11 protein-coding genes are annotated in these 15,271 nt (G+C 60.2%); 9 read left to right on the forward strand and 2 right to left on the reverse strand.

From position 1 onward, the window contains the following. Nucleotides 1-7: 7 nt before the first annotated feature. The 9 genes from ACODSZ_RS05970 (at nucleotide 8) to ACODSZ_RS06010 (ending at nucleotide 12,190) form a co-directional block, all read left to right on the forward strand. Nucleotides 8-1,267, forward strand: coding sequence for a Zn-dependent hydrolase (locus tag ACODSZ_RS05970; protein WP_175343773.1), 1,260 nt, complete (start codon nucleotides 8-10; stop codon nucleotides 1,265-1,267). A gap of 37 nt (nucleotides 1,268-1,304) precedes the next feature. Continuing rightward, nucleotides 1,305-2,798, forward strand: a complete 1,494-nt coding sequence (locus ACODSZ_RS05975; protein WP_488927240.1) for a M81 family metallopeptidase — start codon at nucleotides 1,305-1,307, stop codon at nucleotides 2,796-2,798. A gap of 207 nt (nucleotides 2,799-3,005) precedes the next feature. Continuing rightward, nucleotides 3,006-4,610, forward strand: coding sequence for a methyl-accepting chemotaxis protein (locus ACODSZ_RS05980; protein WP_488927241.1), 1,605 nt, complete (start codon nucleotides 3,006-3,008; stop codon nucleotides 4,608-4,610). A gap of 138 nt (nucleotides 4,611-4,748) precedes the next feature. Then, nucleotides 4,749-5,684 (forward strand): cupin-like domain-containing protein, encoded by a 936-nt coding sequence (locus ACODSZ_RS05985; protein WP_488927242.1) that lies wholly within the window; start codon nucleotides 4,749-4,751, stop codon nucleotides 5,682-5,684. A 277-nt stretch (nucleotides 5,685-5,961) separates the two neighbouring features. Further along, on the forward strand, nucleotides 5,962-6,936 hold the full coding sequence (locus tag ACODSZ_RS05990) for a DUF4123 domain-containing protein (protein WP_488927243.1): 975 nt from the start codon (nucleotides 5,962-5,964) through the stop codon (nucleotides 6,934-6,936). Between the two features lie 2 nt (nucleotides 6,937-6,938). After that, on the forward strand, nucleotides 6,939-9,866 hold the full coding sequence (locus ACODSZ_RS05995; RefSeq protein WP_488927244.1) for a T6SS effector BTH_I2691 family protein: 2,928 nt from the start codon (nucleotides 6,939-6,941) through the stop codon (nucleotides 9,864-9,866). A gap of 9 nt (nucleotides 9,867-9,875) precedes the next feature. Then, complete coding sequence (locus ACODSZ_RS06000; protein WP_488927245.1) at nucleotides 9,876-10,631, forward strand: putative type VI secretion system effector; 756 nt, start codon at nucleotides 9,876-9,878, stop codon at nucleotides 10,629-10,631. Between the two features lie 32 nt (nucleotides 10,632-10,663). Continuing rightward, nucleotides 10,664-11,419: a putative type VI secretion system effector gene (locus ACODSZ_RS06005; protein ID WP_241821880.1), complete on the forward strand. Its 756-nt coding sequence runs from the start codon at nucleotides 10,664-10,666 to the stop codon at nucleotides 11,417-11,419. 195 nt (nucleotides 11,420-11,614) lie between these two features. Next, nucleotides 11,615-12,190 (forward strand): putative type VI secretion system effector, encoded by a 576-nt coding sequence (locus ACODSZ_RS06010; RefSeq protein ID WP_488927263.1) that lies wholly within the window; start codon nucleotides 11,615-11,617, stop codon nucleotides 12,188-12,190. Between the two features lie 101 nt (nucleotides 12,191-12,291). On the opposite strand, the gene gatB is transcribed toward ACODSZ_RS06010, so the two are convergent. Both gatB and gatA read right to left on the reverse strand, forming a co-directional pair. Then, complete coding sequence (gatB, locus tag ACODSZ_RS06015; RefSeq protein ID WP_175343777.1) at nucleotides 12,292-13,752, reverse strand: Asp-tRNA(Asn)/Glu-tRNA(Gln) amidotransferase subunit GatB; 1,461 nt, start codon at nucleotides 13,750-13,752, stop codon at nucleotides 12,292-12,294. Nucleotides 13,753-13,797: 45 nt separating this feature from the next. After that, nucleotides 13,798-15,264, reverse strand: coding sequence for an Asp-tRNA(Asn)/Glu-tRNA(Gln) amidotransferase subunit GatA (gene gatA / locus ACODSZ_RS06020; RefSeq protein WP_488927246.1), 1,467 nt, complete (start codon nucleotides 15,262-15,264; stop codon nucleotides 13,798-13,800). Nucleotides 15,265-15,271 lie beyond the last annotated feature (7 nt).

A 15,271-nucleotide genomic window follows, 5' to 3' on the forward strand; every position in this document is an offset into this window, starting at 1 on the left:
AATCGATATGGACATGAAAACACAAACCTCCACCCTGCGCATTGACGGCACGCGCCTGTGGAATTCGCTGATGGAACTGGCCCGCATCGGCGGCACGGCCAAAGGTGGCGTCTGTCGCCTGGCCCTCACCGACCTGGACAAGCAGGGCCGGGATCTGGTCACCTCCTGGGCGCGCGCCGAAGGCATGAGCGTGGTGGTAGACCAGATCGGCAACATCTTCATGCGCCGCCCCGGTCGCAACAATGCACTGCCACCGGTGATGACGGGCTCGCACATCGACACGCAACCCACCGGCGGCAAGTTCGACGGCAATTACGGCGTGCTCGCCGGCATCGAGGTGATCCGTACGCTGAACCAGCACGATATCCAGACCGAGGCGCCCATCGAGGTGGCGGTGTGGACCAATGAAGAGGGCTCGCGCTTCGTACCGGTGATGATGGGTTCGGGGGTCTTCTGCGGCGCCTTCACGCTGGAACATGCCTATAACGCCACCGACATCGAGGGCAAGAAAGTGCGCGACGAACTGGAACGCATCGGCTACATCGGCGACCAGGTCTGCGGCGACCATCCCATCGGTGCGTATTACGAGGCCCACATCGAGCAAGGGCCGGTGCTGGAAAATGCCGATACCGTCATCGGCGTGGTACCGGCGGTGCTGGGGCTGTCGTGGTACGACTGCACGGTGACCGGTTTCGAATCCCATGCCGGACCGACGCCCATGGAAATTCGCAAGGATGCGCTGCAAGTGTCGACGTTCATCATGCAGGAAGTGGTGGCCATCGCTCACCGCTATGCCCCGTATGGCCGCGGCACGGTAGGCCAGGTGCAGGTGATGCCCAACAGCCGCAACGTGATTCCGGGGCAGGTGAAGTTTTCCATCGATCTGCGCAATGTCAGCGAAGAGTCGCTCACCCGCATGCACGAGGACCTACTGGCCTATCTGGAGGCCATGCGCAAGAAGACCGGGCTCTCCATCGAACTGGAGCGGGTGTCCTATTTCCCGCCCTGCCCCTTCCATCCGGATTGCGTGGACAATGTGCGCGCCGCCTCGGCGGCATTGGGCTACAAGACCATGGATGTGGTCTCCGGCGCGGGACATGACGCCATCTATGCCGCGCGCCTGGCGCCGGCAGGCATGATCTTCGTGCCCTGCAAGGACGGGGTCTCCCACAACGAGATCGAAGATGCCCGCCCCGAGCACCTGGAAGCCGGTTGCAACGTGCTGTTGCAGGCCATGCTGGCCAGTGCGGGCGTGGTCACGCAATGATCGTTGTCTGATGTTGGATTGATGCAAAAAACTGAACATGAAGCCGAAAATCGTCATTGCACGCATGAATCACGAGACCAATACCTTCTCGCCGATTCCCACACCCCTTGAAGCCTTTGCCCCGCAATGGGACGACGCGGCCTGTCGCGACCAGAAGGGAGCGCGTACCGCCATGGGTGCTTTCCTCGAACTGGCCGAACGGATCGGTGCCGAGATCGTCACGCCCCTGGCGGCCTGGGCCAATCCCAGCGCGGCGGTAGCGGCCGACGCCTATACCGTGATGTGCGACGCCATCGTGCGCGCCATCGAGGGAGGATGTGACGCCATCCTGCTGGACCTGCACGGCGCCATGGTGGCCGAGAACGCCGAGGATGGCGAAGGCACGCTGCTTGAGCGCATCCGCCGCATCGCTCCCGACACGCCCATGGCGGTGGCATTGGACCTGCATGGCAATGTCACGCAGAAGATGGTCACGCATGCCGACGTCATCGTCAGCTTCAAGACCTATCCGCACATCGACATGTTCGAGACCGGCGAACATGCAGGGCGCCTGCTGCTGGCGCGGCTGCAGGGCAAGTCGCAACCGCAGATGGCCTGGCGCCAGGTGCCTGTGCTGTCGGCCACGCTGACCAGCAATACGTCGGCATCGGCCATGCAGCGCGCAGTCGAAGCGGCCAAGGCCGCCGAGCAGGAAGCGGGGGTACTGGCGGTCTCGGTGCTGGCGGGATTCCCCTTGTCGGATTTCCGCGATGCGGGCATGTCGGTGGTGGTGGTGACGGAAAATGATGTGACGCTCGCCGATGCGGTGGCCGAGCGCATCGCGCGCCAGATCTGGGAAGAGCGCGCTGATTTCGTCTACGACAGCCTGCCGCTGGCCGAATCGCTGGCGCAGGCGCGCCAGTTGAGCCAAGCTCCGGGGCAAGGACCGGTGCTGCTGCTGGATCACAGCGACAACGTCATGTCGGGGGGCACCTGCAATACCATGGATGTGCTGGAAGCGGCCTTGCAGGCGGGTCTGCGCGGGATTGCCGTGGGACCGGTGAGTGATCCCGAGGCGGTAGCGCAACTGGTGCAGGCTGGTGTGGGCGCAACGCTCACGCTGGCCGTCGGCAACAAGGTGGAGCTCGCCGCGCAGGGCATCAGCAAGACGCCCCCGGTTTATACCGGCAAGGTATTGGCCATCAGCGATGGCCGCTTTACCGTGACCGGGCCGATCTATACGGGTTCGACCTTGCAGATGGGACGCAGCGTGCTGTTCGATATCGGCGCGGCGCGCATCGTCCTCACCGAGGAGCGGGTCGAACCCTATGACCTGGGCGTGTTCACCAGCCTGGGGCTGGATCCGGCGCAGCAGGATTTCCTGATCCTGAAGTCGCGCATGTATTGCCGACCGGTCTTCGTCCCCATCAGTCGTGCACTGGTGGAATGCGATTCGGACAGCGGCGGCCCGACCAGTGCCAATTTCCGGCTGTTCCCGATCAAGAAAGTCCGTCGACCGATCTATCCGCTGGATGCGGGCATGGACTGGTAAGCCGCGCAGGCCCTGACTTGCGGCACGGTGCTTGGCCGTAATACAACACCGTGACGTCGGGACTTTCCCGAGTTGTGCCGTACAGGCCGGGGCCTGTGGTAGCCTGCAAAAGCAAGAAGGATAGTCGGTTCATCATTGCAACCAGCGCCCGGCCCAAGATCACGACAAAAAACCAGCCGCCGGTCGCCTCACCCAAGGGGACACGGGATGAAAAACCTCAAGATCGGCGTACGCCTGGCCATCGGTTTCATTGCCTTGCTGATGTTGATGGCGGTGATGGTGGGCCTGGGGATCTGGCGCCTGGGCAACATCGGCGAAGCCACCGACGAGATGACCCAGATCGCCTTGAAGAAGGAACGCGATGCCGTGCAGTGGCATGCGGCCATCAAGGAAAACGGAGTGCGGACCTTTGCCGTCATGAAGAGTGACGACCATGCCTTCCGGCAATATTTCCAGAAACAGATCGACGCCCAGTCAGCCCAGATCAGCCAGTTGCAGAAGCGGGTGGAAGCGGCCATCGCCGATCCCGAGGAGAAACATCTGTTCGTGGAGGTCGGCAAATTGCGTGTCGCCTATCGCGACACACGCCAGAAGATCTTCGACATCAAGGCCGCCGGCGATGATGCCCGCGCCCGCGAGATGACCGATACGGTACTGGTGAAGATGATGGATGACTACGCCAACAGCGTGCTGCGCTACGCCGACTACCAGAAGAAAGTGATCGACCAGACTGCCAGCGCGATCAACGGTGACTATCGTTCCGGCCGCAGCATGCTGCTGATGCTGGGTGCCCTGGAGATGATGCTGGGCGCCATGCTGGCCTGGCTGCTCACGCGCAGCATCACGCGTCCGCTGAATCAGGCGGTGGCCATTGCCGAGACGGTGGCGGCGGGCGACCTGACTTCCCGCATCGACGCCGACCGCCGCGACGAGACCGGGCAATTGCTGGCCGCGCTGAAATCCATGAATGGCAACCTGCAGGACATCGTGGGCCGTGTGCGCTCCGGCACCGATACCATCAACACCGCCTCGCGCGAGATCGCCACCGGCAACCTCGACCTGTCGGCGCGCACCGAGCAGCAGGCCGGGTCGCTCGAAGAGACTGCCTCGGCCATGGAACAGCTCACCTCCACCGTCAAGCAAAATGCCGACAACGCGCGCCAGGCCAATGCACTGGCCGCATCGGCCTCGCAGGTGGCCAGCCAGGGGGGTGCCGTGGTGGAGCAGGTGGTCTCGACCATGGGGGAAATCCACGCCTCGTCGCAGAAGATGGCCGACATCATTGGCGTGATCGACGGCATCGCCTTCCAGACCAACATCCTGGCCTTGAATGCCGCCGTGGAAGCGGCACGGGCGGGCGAACAGGGACGCGGCTTCGCCGTGGTGGCTTCCGAAGTGCGCTCGCTGGCGCAGCGCTCGGCCTCGGCGGCCAAGGAGATCAAGCAGCTCATCGATGAGTCGGTGGAGAAGGTCGGCGATGGCAGCCGGCTGGTGGCCCAGGCCGGTGACACCATGCAGGAAGTGGTGCAGAGCGTTTCGCGCGTGACCGAGATCGTGCGCGAGATCTCGCTGGCCAGCCAGGAGCAGAGCGATGGCATCGAGCAGGTCAACCTGGCCATTACCCATATCGATGAAGCCACGCAACAGAATGCCGCGCTGGTGGAAGAAGCCGCAGCGGCGGCGCGCTCGATGCAGGATCAGGCAGCCTCGCTGACTGAGGCGGTCAGCGTGTTTCGTCTTGATGCCGGTGCGGCAGCAACGTCACCGGACGAAAGTCAGCGTGGCACGTTGCCTGTGACGGTGGTGCGATAGCGCCTCACGCGGCAGCAGCGGGACGAACGCGGCATCGTGCCGGATGCCGCGACGCATCCCCCGCGCGCACGGAATCGGTAAGAAGAATTCATCTCCCCCGGCGCAATGCGCGCCAGGCCCGGCGCTACAATAGCCCGCATGAGCCAGCCTGATCCCGTTTCTTCACTTCCCGCCCCAAGCGCCCGCACAGCTGCCCGCGCGCTGCCGCCGCGCCCCGACCTCTTGCCGATGAGCCCTGAAGAAGCCGCCGCGCGCGAGGCTGCGCGTGACCGGCGCGATGCCCAGGTGCGGGGGGTGGCGTCGGTGCAGGAGATGCGCCAGGCCATTCGCCAGGCCAGTGCCGTGCTACCGGCGGTACATGAGATCCCGCGTCTGGGTCCGCAGAAGACGGCCGCCTTCCGCGCACGCGCACGGGCGGGCTTGCCCTTCATCATGACCGGCATGGCCAACCGCTGGCCGCTGTCGGCGATGTCCGTGGAGACCTTGCGCGAACACTTCGGCCAGTTGCCGGTGCGGGCGCGCGTGGGGGATTACATCAACACCGCCTTTGCGCCGGACCGGGCCATGCAGGACATGACACTGGTCGCTTATCTGGAACGGGCAATGGCCGACGAGAGCGGGCTGCCGCCGTATCTGGGCAATCTGGAACTGCGGAATTTGAATCGCCTGTGCCACTGGCCCAACTTCTTCGAGAAGATGGGACCGCCGCGGTTCTGGATCGGTCCGGCAGGCTGTATCACGCCGCTGCATTGCGACTATGACGACAATGTCTTTGCCCAGCTGTGGGGCAAGAAGCGGGTCTGGCTGGCGCCGCCGCATCATGACCAGTATCTCTATCCGAAGCAGGCCAATGCCATCCTGTTCGGCTCGCCCTTCGATCCGGATCACCCGGACCTGGAACGCTTCCCGCTGGCGCGCCAGGCGGCACTGGTGTGCTGCGAAGTGCAGCCGGGAGAGATGCTGTATATCCCCGCGGGGTGGTATCACCAGGTCAGTTCGTTGACGTTCTCGCTGTCGAGCAATCGCTGGGCGCGGGGGCGACCATTGGTCTTGGACGCCGCAGAATCGCCATGATCGAAACGTTGACGAGATAAACGTCGATCATTTTCTAGCTTCCGCTTCTTTTTCTTCCCTTTACGCCTTCCGCAGATATTGGCCCCGCATGATGTGCGGCCTTGCTGCGGCCTGATGCAGACACGCTTCTGCACCTGTTTTCACTTCAACTTCACCAACAGTCCAGATCGCAGCTTCTTCCTGAAGACCTGACGACGAGGAAAACCGTGAAGTCCCAATCGCAACCCGCACGATCAACCAGGCGGCTCGCTGCGCCGACACCAGCGACATCAAGCGCATGGACCACGTGAGCCGCCAAGCGCCAGCGGTGGCTGGCGGCGCCGATGTGCTGATCCAGAATCTGCACCGCCATTTCAGCGCGCATTCGGACAGTCGATGTCTGCTGTGGATCAATCCTGTGCTTCAGGATCCCTTCGACGCCGGCGAGGTGGAGCAAGACAGGCGGGTGCGTCTTCCTGTGGCGCATGCCAACTTCGACCCGCTGCTGGGGCCCTATCTGGTGACGCTGGATCTGGCGCGCCGCAACGACTCCGATCTGCTGGAACGCAGCGTGCAATGGGCTTGGGCCGACTGGACACTGGAGCAGCTACAAAGAATGCGCGGGCATTCGGTATGTGGATGGATCACCTGCTCCGTCAGTCCCGAGGATCTGGCCCGACATTGGGCTGCAAGCTGCTATCTCCACAGATGGAACGGACTGGACACCTTGCTGCGGTTTCATGACCCCGGGGTGCGCGAATGGCTTTGGCCCATGCTCGATGCGCAGCAACGCCACACCTTGCTTGGCCCGGCCCAGGCCGTCTGGGCCATCGGACGGCAACACAGCTTGCTGGTTCAGGACCGTTCTCCAGAAGACCTCTCTGCCATCGACAGCGCGCCATCCATGATGCGCCTGCAACTGAGTGCCGACCAGTGGGCTGGCGTCAGTGACTTTGCCAACGTCCATGCCGCATGGCTGCAGCTGTGCTCGCAAGACAGCCTGTGGGCTGACCGGCTCGCCATGCAAGCCGGGTGGCCTCAGCACACCTTCCACAGTCTGCAACATGCCAGCCGTTACGGTTTGCGCGATGCCCGTTGCCGCACCCTGTTTGCCAGACACGCGCTGGAGATTGGCATGAACTTCCATCTTGCCCCATTGCTGGCCCCGGTATGGCTGAAGACGGCAGAGGGTGTGCCATATGGACGGGCTCTGGAAGACGTCATCCACGACCGCCCTGACTTGCTGGCAGGGATTTTCCGAAAGGCGCTTTGATCATGGCTTGTACCAATCCTCAGAATCCATCCTGCCCGAACTGCAACAAAAGCGGTCTGGCCATCCTGCCGGTACGCTATTGCGTGGTCCCCAAGGAGGTTGATGCATTTGTCCCCGCTCCGTTGGGTAACAAGGTCTTGACGGTTCCTCTGCGCAATCACAACTATGCGCTGCGCACCTTGAGACAGGGTTTCCTCTATCTCTTCCACGAGAAGCATCCCAGCGGCAGCCACATCAAATGGGAAGTCTATGCGGTCTCCGAGGCCGGCACGCTATGGAAGATGCCATCGGCGAGCGCCATCCGGCTGGTCAGCGAGGAACCCCAGTGTGCGCGCAATGGGCACAATCTCCCGGCATCGGTCATCACGATCGAAGAGCCGCAACACTGCAAGCGAGTCTGGCTGGCGTTTTCCGAGCATATATGGAGCGCGGAGACACTGGCCGACTTTGAGCGTGACGTCAAACTCCGTGACCGCCGGATGCAATGCTTGGAGCCGGCGACCTGGATAGCCGCCGGCGGCTATCGTCACGGACTTGCCGTGAGCAAACGCAACATCGAGCAGATATTGGAATATCGCCCGCGGTATGACGCTGGCACGCTCAACAGAAGCGGCATGAGAAACATCAGCAAGCCGGCCAAGGATGGCAGCTACTTCAAGGAAGTACTCACGCGGGAATGCACCGTGCATGTCTCCTTTGCCCGTGCGGATCAGAGTGAGACCGTCGCCAGCCTGATGCAGCAGATCGGCAAGCAGACGAAGGGAAAAGATCATCCACCCATGATCATGGGGCTGTGGGATGCGGTAGGCATCGTGCATGAGCTCAATGGCTATCGCAATGACGTGGTCGGCTGGTCGGAGAAATACGTGGACGAACTGGAGCAGCAGGTCTCGGCGATGATGACCATCGATGGCTTGCGGGAAGTACTGGGAGAACGCGCGGCACAAATCCAGGAAGAGGTGCTACAGGCCCAGTCCATCAGGCAACCTGATACTGAGCCAATACGGGCCCGTGCCGCGACTCGTCCGATGCAGGAGCGGCAGAAGCTTGAGGAAATCTGCGACCTCATCGATGACTTGCGCATGACGGACATTTCCCCCCGGGTCATCGATCCTGGCCATCTGCTCCACCGCGTCAACCGACTACCTGAACCGCAGCGTAGCGAAGAACTGGCAAAGGTGCGCGTGAAGGCAGACCAACTGGTGCGTGCACGGGGAAGAGCGGGCCGCAAGAATGTTGCCTACGCGCGTGCCGGTGCCTGGAAAAAATATGAAAGCCGGCTGGACAAGCCACTGCTGGAAAAATTCAAGAAGAACTACCAGGCTTTCCAGGAAGAGGTCGCTCGCATCGCCGAGGAGCGGACGGAAGACCTGGTGCTCTGGCTGGAATCGAAGAGTCTGCTGGACGCCTTCAGCGAGTTTCATGGAAAGAACGTCCATGACGGCATGGTCTTTGACGATCAGGTCGGCCGTGCGCTCTTTGGCATGAACCACAGCCTGGTTGGCCAGCGCAAGATCGCCGCCTGGGTGGACGACATGCAGGCCACCGAAAGCAATCTGCTATGGCGGGCGATGGCGCTCAATCAGGTCGATGCGATGCAAGAACTCGATGCCTACCTGAAAGAGGCCAGCGCCCACAACGACAAGCAGGTGCTGGCGTCCAGCCTTGGCTGGGACACCGTCTTTCAAAAGAGCCTGAAGTCGGTGGCCGACGTCTACAAGAAGGCCAACAGCCTCTACGTCGCTAACGACAAGGCGGCCTCCGCCAAAGGGTCGATGGCCTTCGATGTCGCACTCAAGGCGACTCCCACGCGGGGCATCGATCGTCAGATCATGACGACGGGTGACGCCATCATGCGGCGATTCCGGATCGACAGCGCGCTCGATTATGGGGGCGAGAAAATGATCCAGCACCTCTTGAGCATCCGGGCGCTGGTGGATCCGGCGGACTCGCTGCAACTGATACGGGTGCAATCGAAGGAAGAAGGCATTGCGCGACAGCAGACCATGGAGCGGCTGCGCACGGCCCGGACCTTCCTGATGGAAGACAAGCCGGAGATGAGAACGGTGCAGGCGGAGAAGTTGCGCGCGGCCTGGGAAGGATTCAAGAACAGCGGCACGCACACCAATGCCGTCAAGGACATCCGCTTGAACCTGCTGGTCATGTTCATCGAGGGCGGCAACTTCGCCAAGATGATGGGCGAAGTCCTGAAGAAGAACGACAAGAAAAGCTGGCTGGCGCTGGCCGCTTCAGGCATGACGATTACGGCGGGCCTGTTCGATATCACGGCGACGCTGGTGAAAGGGATTGCGCAGGATGCCGCAGGTGATTTTGACAAGGGCGCTTCGCTCTGGAGCTATCAGCGGTTGAAGTTGGCGGGGGGGTTGTTGAGTGCGGGGGGAGCGGCGATTGGGGCTTATTTGGACTATGAGGAATTTGCTAAGGCTGCGGATAGAAAGCAGTGGGGAGTTAGCTTTTTATACGTATTGAAAACCGGCGCAGGAGTAGCTAGCACAATCATCTCCATAGCAACTGCATTCACATATTCTGCCCCATATATACGTCATTTAACTACTAAGTCAGTTCTTCTTCTCGCTGCAAAAAAGGTAGGTCAGAAGGAAGTTCCTTTACTTGTAGCAAGGGGCTTGTTGATGACGATGGGAGGGGCGCTCTCTATCGGACTATTCGCCCTACAAATTCTAATATGGATTTTCTCTGACGACGAGTTGCAAGTCTGGTGCTCCCTCTGCTCATTTGGAGAAAAGCGAGAGACCCCCGCTGGGTACGCGTCTAATAGGGAACAAATGCTGGCTCTCAACAAAGCCCTGGTGGAGCTTGCGCTAGCACCTCCTGCCAAGGAAGAGAATTCCGAGAGAGCTTGGGGATCTCTTGAAGATCCCACATTGGAAGAATTGCGAATATATTTTTGAAAGACAGAAATGACCGAATTTATAGACATCCCCAACGACGATGATTTTCAGAAATTGGCAGGCCATATAAAGAATTTCAGGAAGTCACGCGAGACAGCCAATTTTTTCTTTACCGCACGCGATCAGAGCAACATGCGACTCGGAGCGATCTTGTCGGCCTTGATCGGCGACTCCGGGCAGGCGGCGACTCTGTCGAACTATGCCTCTTCCATGGAGGGCATCGGAGACTATGTTCAACTTGAGCTTGACGGGCGTGCTCTCGGTGGATGGTTATGGGGAAGTCCTTTCAAGGACGGCGACTATGTAGAGGCCGCCGTCAGGCAACAAGGAAACTGCTACGAGCTGTTCGCTTTGTATAAACCGGAGGAACGCACTATTGCCCTTTATCCCCATTGCATCAAAGGCACGCGTGCTTTCTTACGTAGCGCAGTGAGAAAGACCTTGGTTACCAACGCTCTCTTTCTCACAGCCGTTTCCCTCATCATCCTTTTGGGCGGAAATCAGTCGCTGAGCTACCGGATAGAATTCATTTCTTCAATAGAAGCAAGGTGGGGATTCTTGCTTGCCATCGCACTCACCACTGGTATTTGCTTCGCCATACTTTGGAAATGGCTCCCCTTTGCAAAGCTTGCGGAAAAAATATTTCGTGCTCTAGATTTTCCGCGACCCGCCGAGGTCAATTTGTCGGAATCCACCAAGCGTCTAACCGCACAGGATGAGGATGACGAAGATGAGGAAGACAACGGACTCTATTTCAAATATTAGAAGCGCCGCCTACCCGAGCACAAAGTTAAAAGATGACCGACTTTATAGACATCCCCAACAGCAATGATCTTCAGAAATTATCAGGCCATATAAAGAATTTCAGGAAGTCACGCGAGACAGCCAATTTCTTCTTCACCGCACGCGATCAGAGCAACATGCGCCTCGGAGCGATTCTGTCGGCCTTGATCGGTGACTCCGGGCAGGCGGCGACTCTTTCGAACTATGCCTCATCCATGGAGGACATGGGTGATTACGTTCAATTTGAACTGGACGGACGTTCTCTGGCCGGATGGCTCTGGGGCAGTCCCTTCAGGGAGGGCGACTATGTGGAAGCGGCCGTCAAAAAGCAAGGCAGCCGTTACGAGCTGTTCGCCTTGTACAAACCAGAGGAACGAACTATCGCGCTCTATCCTCATTGCGTCAAAGGGACCCGTGCGTATCTGCGTAGCGCCCTTAAACGGACCTTGCTTGTGAATGCTTTCTTCATCACCGTTCTTTGCATCTTGTTCCTGTTTGTTGGCCATCAGTCACTGGAGCAAGGAATCAAATTCGTTTCTTCATTGGGCGGTATATGGAGCTTCCTGCTGGCCATAGTGCTCACAACGGGAAGTTGCGTAGCAATGACCCGAAAGTGGATTCCCTTTGCCAAGTTGGCGGAAAAGATTTTTCGTGCGCTGGAGTTTCCGTCACCCTCCGACATCAATTTATGGGAGTCAACCACACGGTGGACCGCACCTGATGAGGATGACGAAGATGAGGAAGACAACGGCCTCTATTTCAAATATTAGAAGAGCAGCCTACCCGAGCACAAAGTTAAAAGATGACCGACTTTATAGATATCCCAAACAGCAATGATCTTCAGAAATTATCAGGCCATATAAAGAATTTCAGGAAGTCACGCGAGACAGCCAATTTCTTCTTCACTGCACGCGATCAGAGCAACATGCGCCTCGGAGCGATTCTGTCGGCCTTGATCGGCGACTCTGTCGAACTATGCCTCGTCCATGGAGGGCATGGGGGATTATGTTCAGTTTGAACTGGACGGACGTTCTCTGGCCGGATGGCTCTGGGACAGTCCTTTCAAGGAGGGCGACTATGTGGAAGCGGCCGTCAAAAAGCAAGGCAGCCGTTACGAGCTGTTCGCCTTGTACAAACCAGAGGAACGAACTATTGCACTTTATCCCCATTGCATCAGAGGGACCCGCGCCTTCTTGCGCATTGCACTGAAGCGGACCCTTTTCGTCAATCTGATCCTTCTTACGACGGTTTCTCTCTTGATACTGTTCGGCTTCAACCAACCACTAACATACGGGATGGAATTTTTTTCCTCAAAGAAGGGCATGCTGGGTTTACTCGCAGGAGTCTTTATCTCCACTGGGTGTTGCCTCGCGATGACTTGGAAGTGGCTCCCCTTCGCCAAACTGGCAGAAAAAATCTTTCGTGCGCTGGAGTTTCCATCACCGTCCGACATCAATTTGCGGGAGTCAACCACACGGCAGACCGCACCGGATGAGGATGACGAAGATGAGGAAGACAACGGCCTCTATTTCAAATATTAAAACTGCCCCTCTTTCCAAGCCCCCAATAAGAAACCCCACGCCCTTTGCGAGGCGTGGGGCTCATCCACCAACTTGTTGCGCTACCAGGCAACGGGTGTGACTCAGCCCGCCAGCTTCTTGCGCAGCAGTTCAGTCAATTGCGCCGGATTGGCCTTGCCGCGCGTGGCCTTCATGGCCTGGCCGATCAGGGCGTTGATGGCCTGCTCCTTGCCGGCGCGGAATTCGGCCACCGACTTTTCATTGGCCGCCAGCACCTGATCCACGATGGCTTCCAGCGCACCGCTGTCCGAGATCTGCTTCAGGCCCTTGGCCTCGATGATGTCATCGGCCAGGGTCTCCTTGTCGGACTTGGCTTCCCACATGCCCGCAAAGACTTCCTTGGCGATCTTGTTGGAGATGGTGCCGTCAGCAATGCGCTTCAACAGCAGCGCCAGTTGCGCAGCCTTCACGGGCGCATCGGCGATGTCGGTGTCTTCGCGATTCAAGGTGGAGGCCACGTCACCCATCAGCCAGTTGGCGGCAGGCTTGGCTTGTTCCTTGCCGGCCGCAGCCACCACGGCTTCGAAGTAGGAGGCCATGCCCTTGGATTGGGTCAGCACCATGGCATCGTATTCAGGCAGCGCATAGTCGGTCACGAAACGTGTACGCATGGCAGCGGGCAGCTCGGGCATGGTGGTCTTGACGCGATCGATCCACTCCTGCGAGATGGTCAGCGGCGGCAGGTCGGGGTCGGGGAAGTAACGGTAATCCTGCGCGTCTTCCTTGCTGCGCATGGAGCGGGTTTCCTTCTTGTCCGGATCATAGAGGCGGGTTTCCTGCACCACGGTGCCGCCGTCTTCGATCAGCTCGATCTGGCGACGCACTTCGTAGTTGATGGCCTCTTCCAGGAAGCGGAAGGAGTTCAGGTTCTTGATCTCGCAGCGGGTGCCGAACTTCTCCTGGCCGACCGGACGCACGGAGACGTTGGCGTCACAGCGGAAGGAACCTTCCTGCATGTTGCCGTCGCAGATGCCCAGCCATACCACCAGCGAATGCAGGGCCTTGGCATACCCCACGGCTTCGGCGGCGCTGCGCATCTCGGGTTCGGTGACGATTTCCAGCAAGGGCGTGCCGGCGCGGTTCAGGTCGATGCCGGTCATGCCCTGGTAGTCTTCATGCAGCGACTTGCCGGCGTCTTCTTCGAGGTGCGCGCGGGTCAGGTTGATGGTCTTGATCTCGGTCTTGCCATCCTTCTCCACGGCGAAGGACATGGTGCCGCCTTGCACCACCGGGATCTCGAACTGGCTGATCTGGTAGCCCTTGGGCAGGTCAGGATAAAAGTAATTCTTGCGCGCGAACACCGAGCGCGGTGCGATGGTGGCACCAATGGCCAGGCCGAACTGGATCGCACGTTCCACCGCGCCCTTGTTCAGGACCGGCAGTACGCCCGGCAAGGCCAGGTCCACCGGGCTGGCCTGGGTATTGGGTTCGGCGCCGAAGCGGGTCGAACTGCCGCTGAAGATCTTGGATTGGGTCGAAAGCTGCGTGTGCGTTTCGAGGCCGATGACGACTTCCCACTGCATGATGTTGTCCTTGCGAATGCTGTTGTTGGTGACGAGGGCCAGCGATCAGGCCGGTTCGCGCAGGTGCCAGTCGGTGGCCTGCTGGAACTGGTGCGCCACGTTCAAGAGGCGCGCTTCGTCGAAATAATTGCCGATGATCTGCAGGCCGACCGGACGCTTGCCGTTCTTCTCGCCCTGTCCGAATCCGCAAGGAATGGACATGCCGGGCAACCCGGCCAGGCTGGTGGAGAGCGTGAAGATGTCAGCCAGGTAGTTGGCCACCGGGTCATCGGTCTTGTCGCCCAGGTCCCAGGCCACGGTCGGCGAGACCGGTCCCATGATGACGTCGCACAGGCGGTCGGCCCCGACCAGGGCGCGCTGGAAGTCCTCGGCGATCAGGCGGCGGATCTTCTGGGCCTGCAGGTAGTAGGCGTCATAGTAGCCGTGCGAGAGCACGTAGGAACCGACCAGGATGCGGCGCTTGACCTCTTCGCCAAAGCCCTCTGCGCGCGACTTCTTGTACATGTCGGCCAGGTCCTTGTAGTCGGCGGCGCGGTGGCCGTAGCGCACGCCATCGAAGCGCGACAGGTTCGACGAGGCTTCAGCCGGGGCGATCACGTAATACACGGGAATGGACAGCTCGGTCTTGGGCAGCGAGATCTCAACCAGGGTCGCGCCCAGCTTCTCGAACTCGGCCAGGGCGCCGCGCACGGCGGCTTCCACGTCGGCGGCCAGGCCGGCGCCGAAGAATTCCTTGGGCACGCCGATGCGCAGGCCTTGCAGGCTCTGGTTCAGCGAGCGGGTGAAATCTTCCTTGGGACGCTGCAGGCTGGTGGAGTCGCGTTCATCGAAACCGGTCATGGCATTGAGCAAGAGGCCACAATCTTCGGCCGTCTTGGCAATCGGGCCGCCCTGGTCCAGCGAGGAGGCAAAGGCGATCATGCCGTAGCGCGACACGCTGCCATAGGTCGGCTTGATGCCGGTCACGCCGCACAGCGAAGCCGGCTGGCGGATCGAGCCGCCGGTGTCGGTGGCGGTGGCCGCCGGCGCCAGGCGGGCGGCCACGGCGGCCGCCGAGCCGCCGGAGGAGCCGCCCGGGATGGCGGTCTTGTCCCAGGGGTTCCTGACCGCGCCATAGAAGGAATTCTCGTTGCTGGAGCCCATGGCGAACTCGTCACAGTTGAGCTTGCCCAGGGTCACCGTACCGGCTGCGTTGAACTGTTCCACCACGGCTGCATCGAAGGGGCTCACATAGTTCTGCAGCATGCGTGAGCCGGCCGTGGTGCGCCAGTCGCGGGTGACGAAAATGTCCTTATGGGCAATGGGCACACCGGTCAGAGCTCCGGCATCATTGCCTGCCAGGCGCACATCGGCGGCCTTGGCCTGGGCCAGGGTCAGATCGCGGTCCACGTGCAGGAAGGCGTTGAGGTCGCTGGCCGCGATGCGGTCCAGGAACAGGGTGGCCAGTTCGGTGGCGGAAATCTTGCGCGCTTGCAGTTGCGCGGACAGTTCTTTGAGGGTGAGCTTGTGCATGGAATTG

Source organism: Herbaspirillum sp. FG34, assembly GCF_057809315.1.